This is a genomic window from Bacillus sp. EA-CB0995 (assembly GCF_055814245.1).
Window position 1 is genome coordinate 3,933,288 of sequence record NZ_CP169269.1, and the last position, 22,591, is coordinate 3,955,878.

Genomic DNA, 22,591 nt, shown 5'->3' on the forward strand with positions numbered 1-22,591 from the left:
CCCTCTCTTCTTTCCTTCATGATACTACAAAACAGCAAAAAAGAACATACATTCGCATTGATACCAAAAATTTTTTTGCGAATGCAAGGGCAATTCATCCCCACCTTAAACTGGGCTATGCCCTGCACGTTTTGAAGATGGGGTTTTCTTGCCCCTTTTCCGATAAACAAGCGCCTCTGTATGTGTAATCGACGTTTCATACGTACGCTCATAAGCATGTGAAGCATCAATACCAGGACCAATTAATCCGTGTTTCACATCTGCTCCAGCCCGAAACGGTAGGTGGGGGTAGTTCAATTTCTATTCCACCAAATATAGTGAACCCAATAGAATCAAAGAACAGCTAAACCTTGCGATCCGAAATAAGGAAATTTAGTCCAAGCAGCAACCTGTAATCTAACAAGACTACCATCATCTTGGATATGAAATACTGAGACTGTACCCTGATTCCCGTTCAGTGTGTAAAAATGCCGTCCATCCTTACTCACTCCAGCATCTATCGGCAGACCTGGTGCCGTACCTGACGGTGTACTGGTAATATGCCTTACCACCGACAGTGCTCCATTGGGATCGATTCGGTAGGTGGAAATGGTGCCGCTTAAGGTGTTGGTAGTGTATGCAAAACGTTCATCCCTCGTTGTTACAACCCAACAAGCGGTCTTATATCCGTTTGGTACAGATCCGCTGATCACATGAAGGATACCATCGTTAGTCAATGAATAAGAGGACAGCGCATTTGAAACTGCTTCTGTAACTAAGAGGATTCCAGACGATAGAAAATAGGCGCCCAATGGTCCTTGACCATAAGAATCATTAACGATTGGTCCTGTAATCGTACCATTTTTATTTACATGGAATATACTAAGATGGTTTGATGTAAGCTCGGAGACAAGAATTTTACTGCCATCTGGAGTGAAGAGAACCTGCGCCGGCTGTGCATTGAAGGTGCTGAGAGAATGGGTTGATCCAGGAATAGGAGTAAGGCGTCCGTTATCATCTATACGAAAACCAATAATATTGGATGCAAAATTGTTAGCGGCATTACCTACATTGGAAACATAGACAAGATTACCAAACACATTTACGCTATTGGGCTGAGCACCTCCTGATGGCTTCACATCCACGAGAACGGGTGCTCCGCTGTCAGTGATGATGAAACTACTAATACTATCGCTGCCTGCGTTAACTGCAAGTAGGAAACGTCCATCATGGGACAAAGTTAGGGAACCTTGTGAGGCAAGGGGATCGACGCCATCGTTTGCTGTTGCAGTGGAGACTTCCTTTGTACCAGTACCTCTGCCATAAGTTGGGTAGGAACCCGCAAAGGTGAGCATACCATTCATGTCCCTGTAAAAAGCAATGATTTGATTCATTACTTCATTATTGGTCATTATATAAACCATACTCGCACGAAAATGTTGGTTCATTATCTGCATTTTATGACTCTCCTCCTTTCATAATTTTATATGGTTCTTTTTCCATTTCCATTCCCAGAATTGATGTACATCGGTTTAAAAGATAGGTGGATTTTCATTTCTCACTAACCTGCTCTGTCAGCTCAGTAACACATGCTCTTATTTTTGGGATTAAGACTCCGAAGCCAAAAAATTTTGTTTTCTTATATTTACAGCAAAAAAAGTGAAAGATTTACTCTTTCACTTTTGACTTACTCTATATTTCTTTCAAATATTACTCCCCCACCATCTCCGACAATACATACGCATAAACAAGCGCCTCCGTATGCGCAATTGATGTTTCATGCGTACGCTCATAAGCATGTGATGCATCAATGCCAGGACCAATTAGTCCGTGTTTCACATCTGCTCCGGCACGAATCGCTGCTGAAGCGTCAGATCCATAGAATGGGTAAATATCTACTTTATATTCAATGTTATTTGCTTTCGCAAGTTCGACTAAATGTTTACGCATTGCGTAATGATATGGGCCACTAGAGTCTTTTGCACAGATTGATACTGTATATTCATCTGATGCTTGTCCATCGCCAAGTGCCCCCATATCCACCGCAAGGTATTCTACTGTTTCTTCTGGAATATTAGAGTTACCGCCGTAACCAATTTCTTCATTGTTAGAGATCAAGAAATGTGTTGTGTATGGTAGCGTAATGTTTTCATCTTGTAATCTTTTAATCAATTGAAGTAAAATAGCAACGCTCGCTTTGTCATCTAGGTGACGAGATTTGATGTAGCCGCTGTCTGTCATTTGAACGCGCGGGTCGAATGATACGAAGTCGCCTACTTCGATGCCTAGTTCACGTACTTCTTCTGGTGAAGATACGCGCTCGTCAATACGTACTTCAATATTTTTTTCGTCACGTTTTTCTTCGCCTGCGTTTTTGTATACGTGTACGGATGTTTGATGTATTAAAATTGTGCCGGTATACGTTTTACCGCTTGCTATTTCGATTTCACAATATTCTCCTTCAACAGCATTCCAGCGAAAACCGCCAATCATTGATAGTCGCAGGCGTCCGTCTGCTTTTATTTCTTTTACCATGGCGCCTAATGTGTCAACGTGAGCAGTGAGTAGACGTTGTTTCGTATCATCTTCCCCTTTTAACGTTATAATAAGGCCGCCTTTATTGTTGCGCTTCGTTTCTACATTCCACTCTTTTACGTAGTCCTCAATGAAACGAATAATTGTATTTGTATTTCCAGACGGACTTGGGATTGAAACGAGCTGTTTAATGAGCTGCATCGTATCTTTTGCGTTATGTACCATATGTTTTTCCCCTCTCTTTTTTCTTTCCAATATTCAGTATAATGGAAAAGCGATGAAATAGAAATAAAGCGAACCTTCCATCAGTGGGAGTCTTACTGCCCGCGAATAGAAGAATAAAAGGCATCGCATATACTGCGATGCCTTCTACTCTTCACTCACTTCTACTAAATATACACCTTTTTCAAATCCACCGCGCTCTGCTTCTTTCTCTTTGCGAATGCGCTCAACGTCCTCTAGCGTTACGCCTTCTGCTTGCGCCATTGCTTTAATAACTTCTAAGGCATCGGCTAAAGAATCTAATGCATGCTCACGGTCTTGCATGGACGCAAATTCACGCATTTCTTCTATTCCAATTTTCGATAATTCTTGTATGTATTCTTGTTTACTTAATTTTTTTGATGTATATGTTTTACCAGACATTAAAATCATTTCTGGTACACGGTCGCGTACTACTTTATTATAAACTGACATGAGAACACCTCCATTTTCTTCTATATCTCCTTCTATTATTCAAGAAAAAAGTGCTAACACCATTATACTAAAAAAATGTGTTAACACTTTCTTATTCTATAAAACTTTTATTGCCCTTTAAAAACCGGGGCACGTTTCTCTAAAAATGCTGTAATGCCCTCTTTATGATCCGCTGTTTTTCTCATTGCATATTGGCCGCGTTTTTCAAGCTGAAGTGTTTGTTCTAACGAGGAGCGGTTCACTTCTGCTAAGATTTGCTTCGTTTGAATCATTGCGCCAATTGGTTTTTGCAGCCATTCATTGATTTTTTGTTTCACAGCATCTTGGAAGTTCTCACCGATCACTTCATCAATCATGCCGATTTCAAGTGCTTCCGTTGCTGATAATTTCTTTCCTTCCCAAATGATTTCTTTTGCGACATGCTCTCCAAGGCGCTTTTGTAAAAAGAAATGTCCACCACCATCTGGAATTAAAGCGATTCCAATAAAGTTCATCGCAATAATGGAGGAAATATCAGCCATTACGTAATCAGCTGTTAATGCAATGCTGAGTCCAAGGCCTGCCGTCGGGCCATGAATTGCACTAATAACAAGCTTTGGCATTGTATAAAGCGTCACAATAATTTCGGAAATGGTATTCATAATGCCTTCAAATGCACTTTCGTCACCGCTTGATAACATCGACTTAATATCGCCGCCCGCAGAAAAACCACGGCCGTTTCCGCATAGCACAACGACATGAACGGAGCTTTCAGCCACTTCTTTTAACTTTTGTAATAATTCTTTTAACGTCTGCTCATCTAACGCATTTAACACTTGCGGACGATTTAACATAATTGTCGCAAACCGTCCTTCATATTTTACAATTACTGATTCTGCCTTGCTTGAAACTGTCATACATTCCCTCTCCTTCTCAATCTGTTATACTTATATAATTACAGAAAGGGATTTCAAAAACCTTCTTTTTTCTTAATTTTCCGTCAAATTAACATAAATTTTGTCTCAAATCACAACAATGCTATATAAGATAGCAGAAACGCATCTCGTACTAATAACTCTTCTGACAAGAAACAAGCTTTTTAAAAGCATAAAGTGAAACTTCCATCAATGAGAGGCTTACTGTCCGTTAATGCGGGAGAACACACAACCTGCCAAATTAACAGATTCAGTAACTTTCTCTATTTATATTCTTTCGTGGTATAATGAACCATTACATTCATTACAATCATGGAGGACCCTATGCTAACTTTTGAAGAAAAATTAACGATTATTGAATCATTCCCAGAGCTAGAAAGAAAAAATGTATCCCTAGGCCGAATTAACTTTCATTATGAAGAAAGTCTCCTAGACAAAAAGAACGTTGTGTACCATTTACACCCAAATGGAAACGGCTTCGTATATGCCGGGCATCTGAAAGGCTACAAAACGAACGATAAAGGAATGGTTAACATCCGTGATTTTTCAGCGGAAGAACTTCGCTCATTACTTGAAAAATCACTTGATGCCCTTTCACAAGAACCAGTAGAAGAAATCACACTTACTGAGAATTTCCAAGAGGAAGAGTGGATCAACGAAGACAAGCACATACTAACTCTTAAAAAAGAAGATGAAGATATGTGGAACGTTTATGCTGGACTAAATTTAGACGGCACATTTAACTCTTACAAAGAAGCGGCACAATACCTTGATGAAGAAGGATTTACACGTAAATAAGAAAGACGCTCTTTCCGAGTAGGAAGAGCGTCTTTCTTATTTATCCCGCATTAACGGGCAGTAAGACCCCCACTCAAGATGCAGAGAGAAACGAAGAAGATAGGTAGGGGATGCCCCCCACTGATGGAAGTTTCACTTTATCCTAGCAATGCAAGGAGCTCACTCAACTCTTCCTCAGTAAGGTCGCGCCACTGTCCTGTCTCAATGCCATCTACTACAATATTCATAATCCGAATACGTTCTAATCGAGTAACTGTATAGCCGAATGCTCGGCACATGCGGCGAATTTGACGGTTCATTCCTTGTGTCAGAATAATGCGGAATACGCAATCACTTATGCGATATATGTTACACGGATTTGTTTTTCCGTCGCGAATTGTTACACCACCGGCCATTCCTTCTAAGAAAGCATCGTCAAATGGCTTATCCACCGTTACAATATACTCTTTTTCATGACCATACTCAGAGCGCATCATTTTATTTACGATATCACCATCATTTGTCATTAAAATTAATCCTTGCGACGCTTTATCTAAGCGGCCAATCGGAAAAATGCGCTCTGGATAATTAACAAAATCAATAATATTTCCTTCTATATGCTTCGCCGCTGTACAAGTAATACCTACAGGTTTGTTTAAAGCAATATAAATATGGTGTTTCTTAGTTGGAATTGGCTTCCCATCAACAAGTACAATGTCACCAGGCTCTACCTCTCGCCCTGGTTCACAAATCTCTCCATTAACGGTAATTCGCTTTGCATCGATAAGGCGATTCGTTTCTCTTCTTGAATAATAACCCGTTTCACTAATGAATTTATTAATTCTCATGCAAAATCCCTTTCCTATTTGCAATTCACATATGCTAGCACTTTCAACATTCTATCATAAGTGCATATTACAAAAAAACACACAACGCCATAACCAATGGGTGTGTGTTTTATCATATTTCTAATTTATCCCGCACTGATGGAAGTTTTACTTTACCGTCTCTTCGTAATTTTTCCAGAACCTCCAACTCTCGTTTTCGGAGGAGATGTGTTTTTTGGAGGAGTAGTGATAGATGACTTCGGTTTAACGTCTGAACCACTTGGTTTATCAGGTGATTTAATGATTTTCCCTTTATTCTGCTCAGACGGTGGAACAGTTTGCTCCTTTTTCTTCGTAACACTACCTTCACTTCCCACAGATGTACCGGAATCATTTACTTTGTCACTTCTCTTAATGATAGAGCCAGTACCTTGTTTTGTTAGTGGCGGCAGCGTTTTTTTCTCTTGCGCAGTAGGCGGACGGTAATCAATTATCGGTTTATACGTTTTTCGACTTGTATACCCGCGGTAATCGCCATGATACGATTTATGAGAATCAAATAAATTACTGACTATACTTCCTACAATGTAACCTTCTAAAAAAGACGGCTGATAATTTTGGCGAACAAACTCCTCATTACTTACTTCAATTAATGTATCGGATGGTTTCTCCTTATCCTTCTGAATGTTGTACCACTCATCAGGATATACAAGAAACATTTGGTTATCATCTTCTTTAGACATTTGCTCTGGCTTTTTTTGATCGGCCAGTTTTTTTGCTATGTCAGGAACAGATTCATTCGCAGCCCTATATACATATGATTCTTGCTTTCCTTCTTTTAAAACTGATTCTAATGGATAAAGATCTTTCACCTCTTTGTCATTATCGCAACCTGACAAAGTGAAAAGAGCGATTATGAATACAATAGAAGCAGCGATGGTAAATCCGATGGAGGCTTTCATCATGGTAAACAGTCGTTTTAACATGATTGCACCCCCTTACGTCGCCCGTATGATTTGTACATCTGCCGTAAGAATTGTTTCTCCTTCGTACATCATTGTGCGCCCTTCTTGCCATTCAATTCTGAGCAATTTACGGTTGTCAGATTGAAACTCCCAAACATGTTGTTCGCCAGATACTGCAAACGGTGTTTTTCCGGTGATAGATGCCCGGCAAGAATATTGTTCTTCCAGATAATACTCTAAATCATCCATTTCAATTGTAGTAGGAATTTCGTTAAAAGAATCCAATCGCCCATCAATTGGTGTATATAATTCATAATAGACCTTTTCGCGATTTTCAACCTTTAAATAACGAATCGTATTTCCGTCCTGCAATGTTAAGAAAATCTCGCTTCGTTCATGCATACGTGTTTTTCCTATAATTTCATAAGTGACCAAAGACACCTCAAGAATATCCCCAGAATTTAAAGACAGTACACTTTTCTCAGACTTAACAGGTTCAGGACTTTTCAATATATTTTTAATACGTTTAAATAAACTCAAGAGCTATCCCCTCCGCTTCTGATTTTTAAAGACACGCTGCTAAAATGAGAGCACCAACGATATGCAATGAACCTGCTAAAAGCGCATGAGCAACTTTTCCTTGCACAGTCCCTTCCTCTAAATCTAAGCCAGCTATCTTCTTCAAAATGAATTCTACTAACCTTTCTAAAATAAATAAGATAACAAAAGAAACAACAGAGGCCAATAAAGCTTGCCATAAATCGTTTGATTTCAAAATCGACTGTGACAAAATATATCCTTGTGCAAAAAGTTTCATGACAAAACGAGTCGTTACAGCAATATTTCCTTTTTTTATCTCGGCTAAATCTTTATATTTAGTAAAAATAGAATCTATCCACATGAGCACAAACAAAAGAACAGCACCTGACAGCGTCCATACAAACATTGCCGCAATATTCATCCATGTCATTACAAATCCTCCTTAACTATTTTAAGTAAAAATAGAAAACCGACATTATCCACTCCTTACGACATGTCGGTTCTTCAAATAAATTTTCTATAATGTCTTTTAAACCAATTATTTCTCGTACTGCTTCATAATACGAGCTAACTCATCTTCTACCTGCTTATCTCTATTCATATTCGCAAACTCTTCATCTAACGACTTTTCTTTTTTGTATATTTCACCGCTTGCTTCTGCTTCTGCTTCCAGTTGAAGAGCTTTTTCCTCCATACGGCTTAAACCTGCTTTTGCTGTATTGGAATCAAATCCAGACATCGCCTTATTAATATTCTTTTGCGCATTCGCTGCGTTCACTCTTGCAACAAGCGTTTCACGTTTGTTCTTTAATTCCGTTAATTGCTTACGCATCTCTTCTAACTTTGCACGAAGATTATCAGCTGCCAGCTTATTTTGTTCATAACTCGTTTTATACTCATTCATCTTTTGTTCTGCAGTTTTCTTTTCCTCTAAAGCACGGCGCGCAAGATCAATGTTGTTTGCCTGTACAGCCATATGCGCTTGCTCCTCGCGCTTCGTTACGAGTGCAGATTGTTCTTCGTATAATAATTTGAACTTTTTCTCAAGTGCGATTTGAGCAGCTACACTCTTCTCCGCTTCCTCTACATCTTCTTGCATATCACGTAAATATTGATCTGTCATCTTAATTGGATCTTCAGCCTTTTCAATCAATGCATATACATTTGACATCGTTAAATCGCGCAATCTTTTAAACATAGACATAAAAAAATCCCTCCTATGAATGAAATAACAATTCAAATTCAATTGCAGTCAACACAAAACGGAAATATTACTACAAAGTAAGAATATTCACATTTTCAAAAACATGTGTTTATTATAACAAAATCAACAGTAAAAGCACAGTTTCAAAATTAAACTGTGCTTTTTGGGGCAGTAAGAGCCCGATTGATGAGGGCTTTCCATTAGTAGGGGATGCCCCCACTAATGGAAGTTTCACTTTATCCTATGACTTCTTCGCTTCCTTCAAAGATTCACGCAACACAAACTTTTGCAATTTCCCGCTCGCATTACGCGGAAGTTCTTTCGCAAATATATAATGACGAGGGCGTTTGTAGTCGGCTAATTCATCACTTTCCTTACAATAACGATCTAACTCCTCTGCTGTTAATGACTCGTCTTTCTTCACAACTACCGCTACTACACGTTCTCCCCATAATTCATCTGGTTCTCCAAGTACAGCAACATCTAGAATACCATCATGGCTATGCAAGAAGTCTTCAATTTCACGCGGATAAACGTTCACACCCCCGCTAATGACCATATCATCAACACGGTCCGCCACGTATAAATAACCATCTTTATCGAAATAGCCAAGATCACCGGAATGATACCAACCTTTATACATTGCTTTTTCATTTGCCTCTTCGCGGTTATAATATCCAGCCATCATAGTTGGTCCGCGTAAAATAATTTCTCCAACTTCGTAAGGCTCAAGTACATCGTCTGGTTCTGATGGTTCATCTTCCTTTGACTTCACGATGCGCACTTCATGGCTAAAGCAAGGTGTCCCTGCTGATCCTGCTTTTGTAAGTTGATCTTCTTCTACAAGAAACGCTACAACAGGTCCGAACTCTGTCATCCCATAAATTTGCACAAGGTCGATATAAAGACGTTCTTTACATTCTTTCACAAGCGCCGGCGCCATTGCCGCTCCGCCGTAAACCCCTATCTTCATTGAGGTTAAATCATATTTTGTTAAATCTTCTTGCAGCAACATGTTCCACATTGTCGGTGCTGCAAAGAACGTTGTAATTTTTTCTTCTTGAATTGTGTCTAACACTGTTTTCGTATCAAAATGATGTAAAATAACATTTTTCCCACCAACTTGAATGCGCGGCAGAAAACCAGCGTTTAATTCACCGCAATGATATAGCGGTGCTACAATTAATCCTACGCTATCACGTGTATATTTTATATAATACGTACAAAGCATACTATGCTCAGCCATGTCCCGGTGGCGATGCAGCACGCCTTTTGGATTCCCAGTCGTACCGCTCGTATATAGCATAGAGCAATAGTCCATTTCATCAACTTCAATGTCGATTGGTTCTGCCTTTGCTTCGTTTACTTTTTCATGATAAGAAGCCGCATAAGATGGCGCATCATCTTCAATGCACCAAAATGAAGTATGCGGAAAATCACGTTCAATCATAGAAATTGTTGATTCAACTTCTTTTTCAAACACAACAACTTTAGAGGAAGCATCTTGCAATATGTAGGAAACTTCTTTTGCTTTTAAACGGAAATTGATTGGATTAAAGATGGCGCCAATCTTCGTACAAGCTAGGTAAACTGTTACAAATTCATGTGAATTATATAAGTAAACGGAAACGCGGTCCCCTTTTCTTACTCCTTCTGCAAGTAGTGCATGTGCAGTTTTATTTACCACATTATCCCACTGTTTATATGTCCAGCGAATGTTTTTTGCAGGTTCTACTAACGCTTCTTTTTGTGGATATTTTTGCACAGCTAGGTCAAAAATTCTGCCAATAGTCATATACATGTCGCATCTTCCCCCTTAAAATTTTCATAATTTTATGATTTCGTTCACAATTAGACATCTCCTGCTAATTTTTACTTCTTTTTTCTGATTTTTCTCGACAGCGTTTTACATAATAAAGTGAAACTTCCATCAGTGGGGGTTTTCTTTATCCCCCACCTAGCTTCTTCGCCTTTCTCTCAATCTTGAGGGGTCTTACTGCCCACGAATAGCGGGATAAAAAAAGAAACTGCCAAACTGGCAGCTTCTTATCCGAATAACTCTTGTAAAATTTTAAGTTTATCTTCTGTATACTTCACATAACCATCATTATACGATTTTGGATCTTTTGGGTTAGCAAAGTGTGTAATGGCACCCGTCTTTGGATGAACAAATTTACTTGATGCACCGCAGCCAAGACCAATGATAGACTGCACTTCTTCCATAATAACAATGTTATAAATGCTTTCTTGACTTGGCATTGCATAACCAACGTTCTCTAAGTTACCTAAAATATTCTTTTGACGATATAAATAATACGGTACGTAATTATGCTCTTTCGTCCACTCTTCTGCTTCATGCATCATCGCTGTAATCTCTTCACGGCCTGCCACTTTATATTTACGCTTATTTTGCGTCATTTCAGAAGCACGCTTAAAGGATAATGTATGCACCGTTAACGATTCTGGCATAAGCTTTTCTGTTTCTGCTAGTGTATGTTTAAAGATGTCTAATCCTTCACCCGGAAGACCGATAATCAAATCCATATTAATATTGTTCATACCCATTTCGCGAGCAAGATGGTACTTTTCAATTGTTTCTTCTACTGTATGATGACGTCCAATTGCTTTTAGCGTTTCTTGATGATACGACTGTGGATTAATACTAATTCGGTCGATATTCCATTTATTTAACACCTCTAACTTCTCTGGTGTAATTGTATCTGGACGTCCTGCTTCTACCGTTACTTCACGAACTTGTTTGACATCTGGGAACGACTCATACATTTCTTCATACAGCATGTCCATTTCTTCTGCTGTAATACTTGTTGGCGTACCGCCGCCATAGTAAATCGTCGTTACTTTCACGCCTTTTTCTTTTAAAAACTTACCGATTTCACGAACTTCATAATGCAAGCCGCCTAAGAATGAATCAACAGATCCTTGGCGTCCATTAATCGCATAAGCTGGGAATGTACAGTATGCACATTTTGTTGGGCAAAACGGAATACCAATATAAATACTTACTTCTTCTTTTAAACGATATAAATCTGGCACAACAGCAAGTTGGCAATCAACAATACGCTGCATAAGCTCAATTTTCTCATCATGAATTAAATAACTTTCACGAAGTTCGTTATGAGCTTCCTCTTTTGTCATACCGCTTTGCAACATTTTATGAAGAAGCTTCGTTGGGCGCACACCTGTTAAGATTCCCCACTTTTGCTCCACACCTGTTAACTGCTGGAGAACAGACAGATATACATAAGACACGACATGCTTCACTTGCTTCATACGTTCTTTTTCTTCCGTAAAGGACGATAAATCTTTAGAAAACGTTTCTTCATACACGTTTCCTGTCGCGATTTCCGTTAAACGAGCAGAAGCTGACACATTTCCTTCTATATTTATATCAACAATGATATTTGCATCTTCTTTTTCAAATGCTACCGTACTTTCTTCAAAAAATAAGCCGCTAATATTTTGCAGCGGACGTAAAAAACGATCATCTTGTAACGTTTTAATTGAAATTAACAACAATCATCACCTTTTCTATTTTCAAACTTCCTTTAGTTTACTTGAAGGCTAATAGGAGGTCAATAAAGAACTATTGGGGATGGGACTTCTAATTTTTAGGAACATTTTAAACTAGATGAATACAAATTGAAACACCGAAATAAAACCTTTCTTTTAGGGGGAGCGAGAGCGTCTGGCCATACTTAGAAGCGGTCAGGGCCTTTTTCTGCCTGTATTGCTCCACAATTGCGCCCTTTAATGGAATAACTTTTTTAAAATAATTTTAGGTAAACCATCTTTATCGTTTGACAAAGGCTAAATTTGCCATTATCATCAACTCAAACTTATTTACGGGGAGAGGTTAAGATGAAAATTTATGTTGATGCAGATGCTTGTCCGGTAAAAGATATCATTATCTCTGAAGGTACGAATGCTGAAATTCCTGTTATCCTTGTTACTAGCTTTTCTCATTTTTCTAATAGGGAACAACCATCAGGAGTGGAAACCATTTATGTTGATTCTGGAGCAGATGCTGCGGATTATCGGATTATGAAGTTAGCAGAAAAAGGAGATATAATCGTTACGCAAGATTATGGTCTTGCTTCGCTAGGTTTAGCAAAAGGGTGTGCAGTACTTCACCATAATGGGTCTAGCTATACAAATGAAAACATTGACCAATTATTACAAACACGTTATTTGAGTGCAATGGCTCGAAAAAGCGGAAAGCGTACAAAGGGGCCAAAACCATTTACATCAGAAGATAGGGAGAAATTTAAGGGGCTTTTTAAAAGAGCGATTTCACGTTAAAAAAGAACCATCCATTTTTAAGAAAAACCTAGAAAAATAAATTGTCCAAATATTAAACTAATCTGTCCCGTTAGCTTAAGTACAGTTCTTCACAATCTTCTCTATTTACTTTAACAAAAATTCCCTAATTCTCTCATTAAGTGTTATTCCACAAAAGGGCCCTTAACAAAAAGAAAGAGCACAATTCTTTTTGCTGAATTGCGCCCGTTTGTTGAATAAAGAATCTAATCGTACAGTGGATATCTGTATATTTTTTACTCCGATTATTAAAAAGAAGTGATAATGTAAGCTGTTATTACAACATATTGCCACTCTCAACTTAGTTGTCATTAGAATGTTGTTCTACAAAATCAAGGATTTTAGCATTAACTTCGTTAGAGAACTCACCATTGATTGCGTGAGATGCATTTTTCCAGTTAACGATATCGATATCTTTAACATATTTTTTCCCAGTTTCAACTGCTTTTGCTGAATCGTGCATTGTACTTTTTTCAGCCATTAATGCAAGAACTGGAACATTGATATTCTTTAAATCCTCTTTAGTAAATAGATCAGGTGCTGGGGTTTTAAGTTTATAATTACGCATACCCGACTCGATTAATTTAGCAATAGGCTCATCGTCATTTGCTTTTGCTCCTCCAGAAACATAGCTTAACATCTTTTCTCTTATAAACTTAGGTACAACAGGTACGGAAGCTGGAATAGATGCAAGAATCATCTTTATGGGCATTTGTGCAAATACAAAGACTGGGTCCAATAAACTAGCCGAAGCAATATGCTCTGGATTATATCTGGCCAAATTCATTGTTGTCCAACCACCAACTGAGACACCCACGATATGCACTTTTTCTAAACCTAATCCTTCAATCGCTTCATTTAACCATTCTGCTTGTTGCTTTTGGTTTTCAATCACCTTCATTTGCACACTCATACCAGGTTCACCAAGTAAATCTATCGTGTAAACTGGTCTTTCCTCCCTTAGCCCTTCTAAATTTGGTACCCACATTGGAGTAGATGCACCACGGCCAGGGAGTAAGAGTATTGGATCTTTATGTTTGTTTTCCTCTTTAGTAAAGTAATAAGCACGAACTGTGCCGTATTTCGTTTTTATATCTTTCGTTTCGTTAGGCTTTGGAAGAAGTGCCATTGATTCATCGTAAGCAATTTGAAAGTCTTCCTTCCCTTCTTTAGATGTAAAGTGACCAATCTTGTTATCATCTCTCTTCATTTTAACTCCTCCTCTTTTGACAAAAATATTGATGAGCTCTATCAATATAATCATCACAATAACCCATTAAAAATTTATCTTCTTCAGGCCAAAACGCACTTTGGTTTAACGATTTAGAAAATGCTTCATATATTTCTTGATTGTCATCAGTTGCATATCAAATAAGGGGGTACTAGAGTCTAACCTAGCGTTAGTCCCAAGATGGTCAGAATGAGCGCAACAGCCATCAAGATCCAGCTAGGATGAAGGCGACGCATTACCCAAAGAGAGATGATAGTACCCCTTCAGACAAAAATATCCAAAGGCGAAAACATCGTAACTTTTTTATGAACATCTTGTCTTTATTCAAAACATCGCTTCTTTTTTATAAACTTCGTGACTTTATTTCAAATCCACACTATATATTAGAAAAACCTCAGGTATTCGCCTGAGGTTTTTATTTACCATCTCTTCATTTGTGTATGATTGTTCAAAAACTTAATTGGAAACTGCTTTCGAAAATGTTCTTTAATCATATATTGCACACCGTTTTCATTATTTGAGCGTGTAATCCAATCGGCTGCTTTCTTTAAAGCAATCGGAGCATTCCCCATCGCTACCCCTAATCCAACGCTTTCGATAACATCTAAATCTTCCAGGCTATCTCCAATTGCTACCATTTCTTTTAATTCAATGTCAAGATGCTCTCCCAATAATTGCAACCCGCGTAATTTCGATACATGAGGCGGTAATATTTCGATTTGTTCTTTCCCGCATTCTACAAAATGGACATTTTCAAATGCTTTTTGTAAGGTTGTGAGCGCACGCTGCTTTTCACTTTGAGTCGCAAATGTAACATCAATTTTCGGTGCAGCTACCGGTTGATCGCGAAGTGCATCACCGAGTGAATCTACAAATTGAACCGGGTAAAATAACGGATCAGAAGTTGATAAGACTGTTCGTGCAATTAAATTTGGCGTATGCTGCTGCCGATTTCCAATCGAAAATCTTTCATGAGAAATGCGAATGTTACATTCAAAATGTTCAAGCACCTGTACAATATTAAATGTCACTTCTTCAGATAATCGTTTTTGAATTAACGGTTTATCTAATGAAGATGAAATAAATGCACCGCCATGCGTCACTAATATAGAATTTAATTTTAATGATTTTGCTATTTTATGAGCGGATTGAAAATTTCGATTCGTAAATAGCGTAACATATACACCTTTTCTCTTCACAAATTCAATCGCTTCACGCGTTCCTTTTTGTAATTTCCCATTTGGAAGTAAGAGTGTTCCATCTATATTAAGAGCTAGTAAACGATAAATCATGATGAAGTACCTCCTCTTCTTAGCTGCACTTTTCTATTATTAACTTATGAGACGATACTGTTAATTAGAACGAGTGCGAATTTGTATAATATGTTTGCAATAAAATCATTCAATATTTTTGATTTCTTTCTAGTTAAGGGCATATTCTGTTTGTAGAGGTGATTATATGGGTAACTGCAAAAGGATAATAGCTATTTCCGGAAGCATTCGAGAAGGTTCCTCCAACACCAATATCTTAAAAACTTTAGCAGCGTTTATTCCCGAAAATATTGATTATAATATTTATAACGGAATACAAGAACTTCCTCATTTTAATCCAGATATTGATCGCATTCAGGCACCAACTGTTGTTGAAGATTTTCGAAAGACACTAGCTGAAGCGCATGCGCTCATTATCTGCACACCAGAGTACGCAAAAGGTATACCTGGAGTCTTAAAAAACGCATTAGAATGGCTTGTCTCATCAGCTGAACTTTACAAAAAACCAGTGGCTGTTATAACAGCTTCTCCATCAATTACCGGCGGAGACAAGGCACATGAATCTTTACTACTTACACTAGGTATGTTGGATGTTACTATTGTTCAAAATGGATCGGTTCTCATTCCATCTGTTGGAACTAAATTTAATAATGATGCTACAGTCACAGATGAACAAACAAAACAAAACCTTATTTCTCTCATTCATGGTATACTGCAAGAATTACATGATTGATTTATCAAACAATTCATTTTAAGCAGCATCCATACGAAAGGATGCTGCTTTACTCATTTAAAGTCTTACGAAAGGAATTTGCTAAATGAAATGGCCACTTTCTTGGTATGAAGGCGATACATTAGACGTTGCGAAGCGATTGCTTGGGCATAAGCTCGTTCACGTTGTTAATGGAGTAAAGCGAAGCGGAATCATTGTAGAAGTAGAAGCATATAAAGGACCTGATGATAAAGCAGCACATAGCTATGGCGGTCGCCGCACAGAACGAACAGAAATTATGTACGGGGCTCCTGCCCATGCTTATGTATATCTCATTTATGGCATGTATCATTGCTTTAATATTATTACGGCACCGGAAGGTATACCACAAGGAGTGTTAATTCGGGCATTAGAACCAGTAGAAGGTATTGAAGATATGAAGCAAGCAAGATACGGGACAACAGATATTACAAAATCGCAGTTTAAAAACTTAACAAATGGACCTGGCAAGCTATGTAAAGCAATGGGAATTACATTAGAGCAAAAAGGATTGATGCTTACGAGTGATGAGTTATATGTTGAACGAGTTACTCCAGACAAGCCCCTTTCTCATACATACGACATTACTGCAGGTCCCCGCATTAATATTGATTACGCAGAAGAAGCAGTGCACTATCCGTGGCGGTTTTACTTTCAAGGTCATCCCTTTGTTTCTAAATGAAATAACGGGAAACTTCCATCAGTGGAGGGTTTTTCATCCCCCACCTAGCTTCTTCGCTTCTCTCTCAATCTTGAGGTGGGGGTCTTACTGCCCGTTAATGCGGGATAAAAAGGGCACTTCCTAGTTAATCAGGAAGTGCCTCTTTCATATGATTACATGAATGCGTTATATAAGTCTTCAAGCGGCTTCATGATGATTTTATTTAAATCGCCGATTAAGATATTCAGACGTTGCTCTGCTTGCATTAAGTTTGTAATTTTTACATTTTGTTGTACTACTGCTACAACTGCTTGCGCCTTTTGATTGTCTTCTTCTGTTAATTGCTCACCTTGCATCATTTTTTGCTGAAGCTCCATTTGCATCATACGGAAACGATCAAATAGTTGTTTCGCATCTGCATCTGCTTGCACTTCTGCATAGCTCACTTTTAATGCTTGAAAATCTGGATTTTCTGTAATTACGTTTTGTAATTCATAAGCAACATCATGCATGTTTTTTGCCATTATATATATCCTCCTTGCAATGTGATACAATATCACACTGTTTATATGTTTTCAATCTTTACATACCCTTCTTACGATATCAGACTATGTATGATATGTGAAGTAAATTCACTTTATGACATTATGAAAGCTCCCGCCACTTATCTCCTTCGGATCTTGAAGTGGGGGTTTCTCGTGTATCACCTTCAAGAGATGATTAACACGAGTGGAGTTGACACAGCTGCCTGATGGCACAACCCCTCTATTCCATCGGCAAATGCCTTTGGAACTGCTTTTTTAAGATGTTATAGACACCATTCACATCAGCGTCCAGTAGTTTGTTCTCTTTCGTACGATACAAGCCACGTTTGATTCGTTTCTCACATATACATACCCTTCATTATAACTGCTCTATAATGCTCCAGCAAACGAGACACTAGCCCCCTATCAAAAATACTGCTCATTAGATTTAAAGCAATTGGTATAAGACGCATTTCTTTGAATATTACTCAATTAAACACATGTTTAGTGCTATATAAAAGGAGGAGTTTTTTATGGTTCTCGGAATATTAACATCGCGTTTCCATCACGAGCGAGAATACTACACAGAAATTGCAAAGCGGGCACAATCGTCTCGTACTGTCGTTGTACAGTTTACTCCCTTTAGCATTGATCCGAAAACGGAGCTTGTCAACGGACTTCTCTTTGATATCGATAAACAGGATTGGGTAGAGCAGCAATTCGTCATTCCATCTCACATATACAACCGATGCTCATACAAAGATGAAAAAAATGTTAAAAGGGCACTTCCTATCATAAAATGGCTTCACAGTCGCCCGGATTCATTATTTTTAAATGATGAGCTTCCAAATGAAGCAAATATGTATGAAATTCTTACAAAAAACAAACAACTAGTACCATATGTGCCTGTAATAAAACAAGCAAGTAAAACAACAGTGTTACAGCTATTACAAACAAAAAAAGATGTGATTATAAAGCCCTTGCATTCACTTTCAAAACAAAATATGTACCACATTTTTTATCAAAATCGCACGTTTCATGTTACTACATTAGAGCGAAATCGCTTTCCAACAAAAACATTCCAAACAAAAGATACGTTTTTACCTTGGTTACAATCATCGCTTCAAACACGTGATTATACAATACAGCCTATATCACCTCACTCAACATCTCCTGTTCATATTCGCTCTATTTTACAAAAGAATAGAGAAGGTACATGGATAGAACAAGAAAAAGTTATTCAAATAGACAACACACCTTATTCTTTCTTATTTCCTCTTACAGAGCAAACAAGATTTACTGCATTTAAAAATTTGCAACATCATCTATCAAAAATTGACCTTACATTATTACAGGATAGTCTACACGTTATTACGAAAGAAACGCCTCGAGCTTTAGAAAATACCTTTTCTCACCTTTTTGAATTAGAGCTCTCTATTGTAATGGATGCAACTGGTGCCGTTTGGTTATGCCACATAGATGCAAAACCTACTTATACAGCCTTTATTCAACATAATACCGATGTTGCCGAAAAAGTATACACAGCACCTCTTCGTTATTATCAATCATTACTCCCTTTCAAAGAGAAACAGGAACTGTAAGCTGAATGTAGAAAGCCCGCCCAATTGGGCACATACCAGCAGTAGCGGGAGAAATAGGTTATAGAAATTTTCTGTATCACAAAAAATCCGTCTCAACTTCTTGCTGAGACGGATTTTCATATAAGCTGTACAGTTACTTCTATTTGCTTTTCACATGTAGGACAATATAAAAGATGGAGGCAATATTGCTGCGATTCATGCGCGGATAATCCATCGACTTTTTCTAACAGTTCTTGCTCCATATAAGCACTATATGGACCAATATAATCGACTGTTTTTCCATAATCTTGGAGTATACTCGTACAAGTAGGACAAGTATAAGCTTTATATTCTAATGCATTACAAAGCGGACATATCGCCATTTTGATTCCTCCAAAAAAGGGACGGTATTCCCGTCCCCCTATAGCCATTTTGATTTATTTTTGGAAACCACCTAAATGTTGCTCCGCATAAGATACAAGACGTTTTGTAATTTCACCGCCAACAGATCCGTTTGCGCGTGATGTTGAATCTGGTCCAAGTTGTACGCCAAACTCAGTTGCGATTTCATACTTCATTTGATCTAAAGCAGCTTGTGCACCAGGAACTGCAAGACTATTGTTTCTAGCCATGTTATATCACCTCCTTGTATTGGTGTATTCATAGTATGTAAAAGCGTATTCTTTCTATGCAAACAGGACATTTGTAATTTTTGGCATTATTAATTTTTACAAATTTTACAAACTAACATTTCGCATATCTTTCTACGTATCATCCATACTATGATTACAAGCACTCCACACGATGGATTAGCGCCAAATGGGGCGATTCTGGTTCAAATCCAGCTAATCCAACCAAAACTCACACTAAGGAGGACATTTCCTATGGCAAACCAAAGTTCTAATCAATTAGTAGTACCTGGTGCAATGGCTGCAATCGACCAAATGAAATACGAGATTGCAACTGAATTTGGAGTAACATTAGGTGCTGATTCAACAGCTCGTGCAAATGGTTCAGTAGGTGGAGAAATTACAAAGCGTTTAGTAGCAATGGCTGAACAAAGCCTTGGCGGATACCAAAAATAAATATATATGGCAAAAAGGTCTCAAGCATCGCTTGAGACCTTTCTATCTTCTACTGTAGCATTTGTAAAAATTTCTTTGTTCGTTCTTCTTTCGGATGTACTAACACTTCTTCTGGTGTGCCTTGTTCAACAATCACACCGCCATCCATAAAAATAACACGATTCGCAATTTGATGAGCAAAACGCATCTCATGCGTGACAATTACCATCGTCATGCCTTCCTGTGCAAGTTCTCTCATCACTTTTAGCACTTCTTGCACAAGTTCCGGATCAAGCGCTGATGTCGGTTCATCAAATAAAATCACTTGCGGCTCCATCGCAAGCGCGCGTGCAATACCTACGCGCTGTTGCTGTCCACCTGAAAGCTGAAGTGGAAATAAATCCATCTTCTCACCAAGTCCAACTTTTCTCAGAAAATACTCCGCTTTTTCTTTCGCTTTCTCTTTTGAAACTTTCTTAACCGTTATAAGGCCTTCCATCACATTTTCAAGTGCTGTAAAATGCGGGAATAAATTGTGATGCTGAAACACCATACCTGTTTGGGTGCGCAGTTTCACAATATCGCGCTTCGTCATCTTTTTCGAAAAATCGAGTGTCTCATCACCGATACGAATTACACCGTTATTAGGGGTTTCTAATACGTTTAGACAACGAAGCAATGTTGTCTTACCAGAACCAGAAGGTCCGATAATAACAACAACTTCACCTTTTTCTACTGCCATATCAATATGCTGTAAAACGGTGTTATCACCAAAACTTTTTTGTAAATGTTGAATTGAAATCATGAAAACAAAACTCCTTTTAGCAAGGATTATTTTAAAATATGACGCTCTGTTCGTTTTTCAAGTATTTGCTGCACAATTGATAATAAGAAACAAATTACCCAATAAATCAGTCCCGCTTCTGTATAAACGACCAAGAATTCATAGTTTGTCGCTGCAATTTCCTGCGCTTTCCGAAACATTTCCGTTACTAAAATCATTGACGCCAGCGATGTGTCTTTAATCAAACTAATAAATGTATTGGAAAGTGGCGGAATCGAAACGCGTGCTGCCTGCGGTAAAATAACGCGGCGCAGCGCTTGTGGATATGACATACCGATTGTATATGCAGCCTCCCATTGCCCCTTCGGAATTGACAAAATAGAAGCGCGAATAATCTCTGAAGCGTATGCCCCAACATTTAAAGAAAAACCAATAATCGCTGCTGTATAAGAGTCAATTGTAATCCCTACTGTCGGAAGTCCATAAAAAATAATGAATAATTGAACAAGAAGCGGTGTACCGCGAATAATAGATACATAGATACGTGCAATCCACTCTAATGGACGATTTCCAGAAATACGGCATAATGCTGTTAACGTCGCTAACACTAAACCAATTATAAATGTAATCAATGCAAGTGGTATTGTAGTGAAAATAGCACCCTTCAGCATAGGCATGAAGGATGCTTTTGTTATATCAGTCCAAACAGATAATCGATCTACATCAAATAAAACATTACTTAGATACATCTTCACCAAACCATTTCTTCGATATTTTGTCGTAAGTGCCGTCTTTTTTCATGTCATCTAAAGCTTTATTTACTTCAGCAACAAGTTTGTCGCTACCTTTACGGAACATCAATCCACTTTGTGATGCTTCTTTTTCTGTATCAACAATTTTTACTTTCGCATCTGGTTTTGTTTTTAAGTAGTTTAATACAGATAAACGATCATTAATTGTGAAATCAACGCGGCCAGAGTTTAATAATTCAACTGCTTGGTTAAAGCCTTCTACACCAACGATTTCTGCACCATTTTTCTTCGCAATGTCAGTAAAGTTACTTGTTAAAGATTGTGCTGCTTTTAAGCCTTTTACATCTTCGAATTTCGCTGGTTTGTCTTTATCTTTCGGAATTACAAGTACTGCTGAAGAAGATACATATGGCTTAGAGAAATCATATTTCTTTTCGCGATCTGCACGAATCCCAACTTCGTTCGCAATCATGTCAAAACGTTTTGCATCAAGCCCAGCAAATAAACTATCCCATTGTGTTTCTTTAAATACTGGTTTCACACCAAGACGCTTTGCTACTTCTTCAGCAATATCAACGTCAAACCCTGTTAATTTTCCACTTTCATCATGGAATGTGAACGGCGGATATGTACCTTCTGTTCCAATAACAAGTTCTCCGCTCTTTTTAATTTGATCTAACGCATCTTGGCTAGGGCCTTGAGCTGTATCTTTTGTTTGTTTTCCGCAACCTGCTACAACTCCCACAACCAATAATGCAAGCACAAAAAATGAAAGTAATTTTTTCACGATGACAATCCTCCAAGTATTCTGATAGGAATTTAAGAACTATATTGATTGTATTCAATCTTACAACATTTTTCAATCAAAATGTTCTACATTAGTGTATCCTTTTCATACAAAATCAAACAAACCCATGAATTATATACACATAAAACTTTATTCAGGAAGAATTTTCAAACAAAACAACTCCTTCTACTTTTCGATATGATCTAATTCCAGCAGCCCGACTTCTCTTGCGTCGAACATCACCGAAAGGTCTTTATATTCTGTCGAAGCGCCGATAAATGCACCACTTCCGTCGATATCTTTGCGGACACGTAAAAAAGAACTTGCCACCCTGGCAAGTTCCTCAAGAATCTAACACACAATATCCAATCATTCCACATAGTAACAAAAAGAAAGCAATATTAAATGTAA

At 38.1% G+C, this 22,591-nt stretch carries 26 protein-coding genes and 1 pseudogene; 6 read left to right on the forward strand and 21 right to left on the reverse strand.

The features are described from left to right. Positions 1-105 precede the first annotated feature (105 nt). The 5 genes and pseudogenes from ACEWFJ_RS20185 to ACEWFJ_RS20205 form a co-directional block, all read right to left on the reverse strand. Positions 106-273 (reverse strand): annotated as a pseudogene (locus ACEWFJ_RS20185) (hypothetical protein); the annotation flags it as partial. Positions 274-332: 59 nt separating this feature from the next. After that, positions 333-1,436 (reverse strand): lactonase family protein, encoded by a 1,104-nt coding sequence (locus ACEWFJ_RS20190; RefSeq protein ID WP_473689702.1) that lies wholly within the window; start codon positions 1,434-1,436, stop codon positions 333-335. A gap of 253 nt (positions 1,437-1,689) precedes the next feature. Next, a complete protein-coding gene (locus tag ACEWFJ_RS20195; protein ID WP_473689703.1) occupies positions 1,690-2,739 on the reverse strand; it encodes a M42 family metallopeptidase in 1,050 nt (349 codons plus the stop codon). Between the two features lie 144 nt (positions 2,740-2,883). After that, complete coding sequence (locus ACEWFJ_RS20200; RefSeq protein WP_429717046.1) at positions 2,884-3,210, reverse strand: nucleoside triphosphate pyrophosphohydrolase; 327 nt, start codon at positions 3,208-3,210, stop codon at positions 2,884-2,886. A 107-nt stretch (positions 3,211-3,317) separates the two neighbouring features. After that, positions 3,318-4,106 carry an enoyl-CoA hydratase gene (locus ACEWFJ_RS20205; protein WP_473689704.1) on the reverse strand — a complete coding sequence of 263 codons (789 nt, stop codon included), beginning with the start codon at positions 4,104-4,106 and terminating at the stop codon, positions 3,318-3,320. 342 nt (positions 4,107-4,448) lie between these two features. On the opposite strand from ACEWFJ_RS20205, the gene ACEWFJ_RS20210 reads away from it, so the two are divergent. Then, positions 4,449-4,922 carry a hypothetical protein gene (locus ACEWFJ_RS20210; RefSeq protein WP_473689705.1) on the forward strand — a complete coding sequence of 158 codons (474 nt, stop codon included), beginning with the start codon at positions 4,449-4,451 and terminating at the stop codon, positions 4,920-4,922. A 137-nt stretch (positions 4,923-5,059) separates the two neighbouring features. Here the strand turns inward: ACEWFJ_RS20210 and ACEWFJ_RS20215 are convergent, their stop codons facing one another. The 7 genes from ACEWFJ_RS20215 to ACEWFJ_RS20245 form a co-directional block, all read right to left on the reverse strand. Then, a complete protein-coding gene (locus tag ACEWFJ_RS20215; protein WP_473689706.1) occupies positions 5,060-5,749 on the reverse strand; it encodes a pseudouridine synthase in 690 nt (229 codons plus the stop codon). A 152-nt stretch (positions 5,750-5,901) separates the two neighbouring features. Then, entirely contained in the window at positions 5,902-6,714 is an 813-nt protein-coding gene (locus tag ACEWFJ_RS20220) for a DUF4247 domain-containing protein (protein WP_098308280.1), read from the reverse strand. Positions 6,715-6,726: 12 nt separating this feature from the next. Beyond that, entirely contained in the window at positions 6,727-7,233 is a 507-nt protein-coding gene (locus tag ACEWFJ_RS20225) for a DUF4178 domain-containing protein (RefSeq protein ID WP_473689707.1), read from the reverse strand. Positions 7,234-7,258: 25 nt separating this feature from the next. Then, a complete protein-coding gene (locus ACEWFJ_RS20230) occupies positions 7,259-7,663 on the reverse strand; it encodes a DUF350 domain-containing protein (RefSeq protein WP_098308276.1) in 405 nt (134 codons plus the stop codon). Between the two features lie 108 nt (positions 7,664-7,771). Then, the gene (locus ACEWFJ_RS20235; protein ID WP_440604507.1) at positions 7,772-8,437 is read right to left on the reverse strand and encodes a PspA/IM30 family protein; all 666 of its coding nucleotides are present in this window, start codon (positions 8,435-8,437) and stop codon (positions 7,772-7,774) included. A 241-nt stretch (positions 8,438-8,678) separates the two neighbouring features. Next, on the reverse strand, positions 8,679-10,238 hold the full coding sequence (locus ACEWFJ_RS20240; RefSeq protein ID WP_473689708.1) for a fatty acid--CoA ligase: 1,560 nt from the start codon (positions 10,236-10,238) through the stop codon (positions 8,679-8,681). Between the two features lie 245 nt (positions 10,239-10,483). Continuing rightward, positions 10,484-11,974: a coproporphyrinogen III oxidase gene (locus ACEWFJ_RS20245; RefSeq protein WP_473689709.1), complete on the reverse strand. Its 1,491-nt coding sequence runs from the start codon at positions 11,972-11,974 to the stop codon at positions 10,484-10,486. Between the two features lie 342 nt (positions 11,975-12,316). Here ACEWFJ_RS20245 and ACEWFJ_RS20250 point away from each other — a divergent pair, with 342 nt between their 5' ends. Next, entirely contained in the window at positions 12,317-12,757 is a 441-nt protein-coding gene (locus ACEWFJ_RS20250) for a YaiI/YqxD family protein (RefSeq protein WP_473689710.1), read from the forward strand. Positions 12,758-13,076: 319 nt separating this feature from the next. Here the strand turns inward: ACEWFJ_RS20250 and ACEWFJ_RS20255 are convergent, their stop codons facing one another. Together ACEWFJ_RS20255 and ACEWFJ_RS20260 are read right to left on the reverse strand one after the other, a co-directional pair. Further along, positions 13,077-13,985, reverse strand: coding sequence for an alpha/beta fold hydrolase (locus tag ACEWFJ_RS20255; RefSeq protein WP_429718078.1), 909 nt, complete (start codon positions 13,983-13,985; stop codon positions 13,077-13,079). A gap of 440 nt (positions 13,986-14,425) precedes the next feature. Next, entirely contained in the window at positions 14,426-15,298 is an 873-nt protein-coding gene (locus ACEWFJ_RS20260; protein WP_098308264.1) for a Cof-type HAD-IIB family hydrolase, read from the reverse strand. A gap of 166 nt (positions 15,299-15,464) precedes the next feature. Between ACEWFJ_RS20260 and ACEWFJ_RS20265 the strand changes: the two genes are divergently transcribed. After that, the gene (locus ACEWFJ_RS20265) at positions 15,465-16,010 is read left to right on the forward strand and encodes an NADPH-dependent FMN reductase (RefSeq protein ID WP_473689711.1); all 546 of its coding nucleotides are present in this window, start codon (positions 15,465-15,467) and stop codon (positions 16,008-16,010) included. An 85-nt stretch (positions 16,011-16,095) separates the two neighbouring features. After that, positions 16,096-16,710 (forward strand): DNA-3-methyladenine glycosylase, encoded by a 615-nt coding sequence (locus ACEWFJ_RS20270; RefSeq protein ID WP_473689712.1) that lies wholly within the window; start codon positions 16,096-16,098, stop codon positions 16,708-16,710. Positions 16,711-16,862: 152 nt separating this feature from the next. Here ACEWFJ_RS20270 and ACEWFJ_RS20275 read toward each other — a convergent pair whose 3' ends face one another. Continuing rightward, the gene (locus ACEWFJ_RS20275) at positions 16,863-17,213 is read right to left on the reverse strand and encodes a YlbF/YmcA family competence regulator (RefSeq protein WP_473689713.1); all 351 of its coding nucleotides are present in this window, start codon (positions 17,211-17,213) and stop codon (positions 16,863-16,865) included. 533 nt (positions 17,214-17,746) lie between these two features. Here ACEWFJ_RS20275 and ACEWFJ_RS20280 point away from each other — a divergent pair. After that, complete coding sequence (locus ACEWFJ_RS20280) at positions 17,747-18,814, forward strand: YheC/YheD family protein (RefSeq protein ID WP_473689714.1); 1,068 nt, start codon at positions 17,747-17,749, stop codon at positions 18,812-18,814. A 116-nt stretch (positions 18,815-18,930) separates the two neighbouring features. On the opposite strand, the gene ACEWFJ_RS20285 is transcribed toward ACEWFJ_RS20280, so the two are convergent. Continuing rightward, positions 18,931-19,176, reverse strand: a complete 246-nt coding sequence (locus ACEWFJ_RS20285) for a hypothetical protein (protein WP_473689715.1) — start codon at positions 19,174-19,176, stop codon at positions 18,931-18,933. A gap of 54 nt (positions 19,177-19,230) precedes the next feature. Then, entirely contained in the window at positions 19,231-19,425 is a 195-nt protein-coding gene (locus ACEWFJ_RS20290) for a small, acid-soluble spore protein, alpha/beta type (RefSeq protein WP_473689716.1), read from the reverse strand. Positions 19,426-19,677: 252 nt separating this feature from the next. Between ACEWFJ_RS20290 and ACEWFJ_RS20295 the strand changes: the two genes are divergently transcribed. Next, positions 19,678-19,878: a small, acid-soluble spore protein, alpha/beta type gene (locus ACEWFJ_RS20295; RefSeq protein WP_473689717.1), complete on the forward strand. Its 201-nt coding sequence runs from the start codon at positions 19,678-19,680 to the stop codon at positions 19,876-19,878. 49 nt (positions 19,879-19,927) lie between these two features. Here the strand turns inward: ACEWFJ_RS20295 and ACEWFJ_RS20300 are convergent, their stop codons facing one another. The 4 genes from ACEWFJ_RS20300 to ACEWFJ_RS20315 form a co-directional block, all read right to left on the reverse strand. Beyond that, complete coding sequence (locus ACEWFJ_RS20300; protein WP_473689718.1) at positions 19,928-20,662, reverse strand: amino acid ABC transporter ATP-binding protein; 735 nt, start codon at positions 20,660-20,662, stop codon at positions 19,928-19,930. Between the two features lie 26 nt (positions 20,663-20,688). Then, a complete protein-coding gene (locus ACEWFJ_RS20305) occupies positions 20,689-21,390 on the reverse strand; it encodes an amino acid ABC transporter permease (protein WP_473692616.1) in 702 nt (233 codons plus the stop codon). Beyond that, positions 21,377-22,180 (reverse strand): amino acid ABC transporter substrate-binding protein, encoded by an 804-nt coding sequence (locus ACEWFJ_RS20310; protein ID WP_473689719.1) that lies wholly within the window; start codon positions 22,178-22,180, stop codon positions 21,377-21,379. Before ACEWFJ_RS20310 ends, ACEWFJ_RS20305 begins: the two co-directional genes overlap by 14 nt. Positions 22,181-22,366: 186 nt before the next feature. Then, positions 22,367-22,510: a hypothetical protein gene (locus ACEWFJ_RS20315; protein WP_473689720.1), complete on the reverse strand. Its 144-nt coding sequence runs from the start codon at positions 22,508-22,510 to the stop codon at positions 22,367-22,369. Between the last annotated feature and the right edge of the window lie 81 nt (positions 22,511-22,591).

Coding starts and splice junctions, on each gene's coding strand:
- ACEWFJ_RS20190 (WP_473689702.1), bottom strand. CDS start 1,436: ATGCAGATAATGAACCAACATTTTCGTGCGAGTATGGTTTATATAATG.
- ACEWFJ_RS20195 (WP_473689703.1), bottom strand. CDS start 2,739: ATGGTACATAACGCAAAAGATACGATGCAGCTCATTAAACAGCTCGTT.
- ACEWFJ_RS20200 (WP_429717046.1), bottom strand. CDS start 3,210: ATGTCAGTTTATAATAAAGTAGTACGCGACCGTGTACCAGAAATGATT.
- ACEWFJ_RS20205 (WP_473689704.1), bottom strand. CDS start 4,106: ATGACAGTTTCAAGCAAGGCAGAATCAGTAATTGTAAAATATGAAGGA.
- ACEWFJ_RS20210 (WP_473689705.1), top strand. CDS start 4,449: ATGCTAACTTTTGAAGAAAAATTAACGATTATTGAATCATTCCCAGAG.
- ACEWFJ_RS20215 (WP_473689706.1), bottom strand. CDS start 5,749: ATGAGAATTAATAAATTCATTAGTGAAACGGGTTATTATTCAAGAAGA.
- ACEWFJ_RS20220 (WP_098308280.1), bottom strand. CDS start 6,714: ATGTTAAAACGACTGTTTACCATGATGAAAGCCTCCATCGGATTTACC.
- ACEWFJ_RS20230 (WP_098308276.1), bottom strand. CDS start 7,663: ATGACATGGATGAATATTGCGGCAATGTTTGTATGGACGCTGTCAGGT.
- ACEWFJ_RS20235 (WP_440604507.1), bottom strand. CDS start 8,437: ATGTCTATGTTTAAAAGATTGCGCGATTTAACGATGTCAAATGTATAT.
- ACEWFJ_RS20240 (WP_473689708.1), bottom strand. CDS start 10,238: ATGTATATGACTATTGGCAGAATTTTTGACCTAGCTGTGCAAAAATAT.
- ACEWFJ_RS20250 (WP_473689710.1), top strand. CDS start 12,317: ATGAAAATTTATGTTGATGCAGATGCTTGTCCGGTAAAAGATATCATT.
- ACEWFJ_RS20255 (WP_429718078.1), bottom strand. CDS start 13,985: ATGAAGAGAGATGATAACAAGATTGGTCACTTTACATCTAAAGAAGGG.
- ACEWFJ_RS20260 (WP_098308264.1), bottom strand. CDS start 15,298: ATGATTTATCGTTTACTAGCTCTTAATATAGATGGAACACTCTTACTT.
- ACEWFJ_RS20265 (WP_473689711.1), top strand. CDS start 15,465: ATGGGTAACTGCAAAAGGATAATAGCTATTTCCGGAAGCATTCGAGAA.
- ACEWFJ_RS20270 (WP_473689712.1), top strand. CDS start 16,096: ATGAAATGGCCACTTTCTTGGTATGAAGGCGATACATTAGACGTTGCG.
- ACEWFJ_RS20275 (WP_473689713.1), bottom strand. CDS start 17,213: ATGGCAAAAAACATGCATGATGTTGCTTATGAATTACAAAACGTAATT.
- ACEWFJ_RS20280 (WP_473689714.1), top strand. CDS start 17,747: ATGGTTCTCGGAATATTAACATCGCGTTTCCATCACGAGCGAGAATAC.
- ACEWFJ_RS20285 (WP_473689715.1), bottom strand. CDS start 19,176: ATGGCGATATGTCCGCTTTGTAATGCATTAGAATATAAAGCTTATACT.
- ACEWFJ_RS20290 (WP_473689716.1), bottom strand. CDS start 19,425: ATGGCTAGAAACAATAGTCTTGCAGTTCCTGGTGCACAAGCTGCTTTA.
- ACEWFJ_RS20295 (WP_473689717.1), top strand. CDS start 19,678: ATGGCAAACCAAAGTTCTAATCAATTAGTAGTACCTGGTGCAATGGCT.
- ACEWFJ_RS20300 (WP_473689718.1), bottom strand. CDS start 20,662: ATGATTTCAATTCAACATTTACAAAAAAGTTTTGGTGATAACACCGTT.
- ACEWFJ_RS20305 (WP_473692616.1), bottom strand. CDS start 21,390: ATGTATCTAAGTAATGTTTTATTTGATGTAGATCGATTATCTGTTTGG.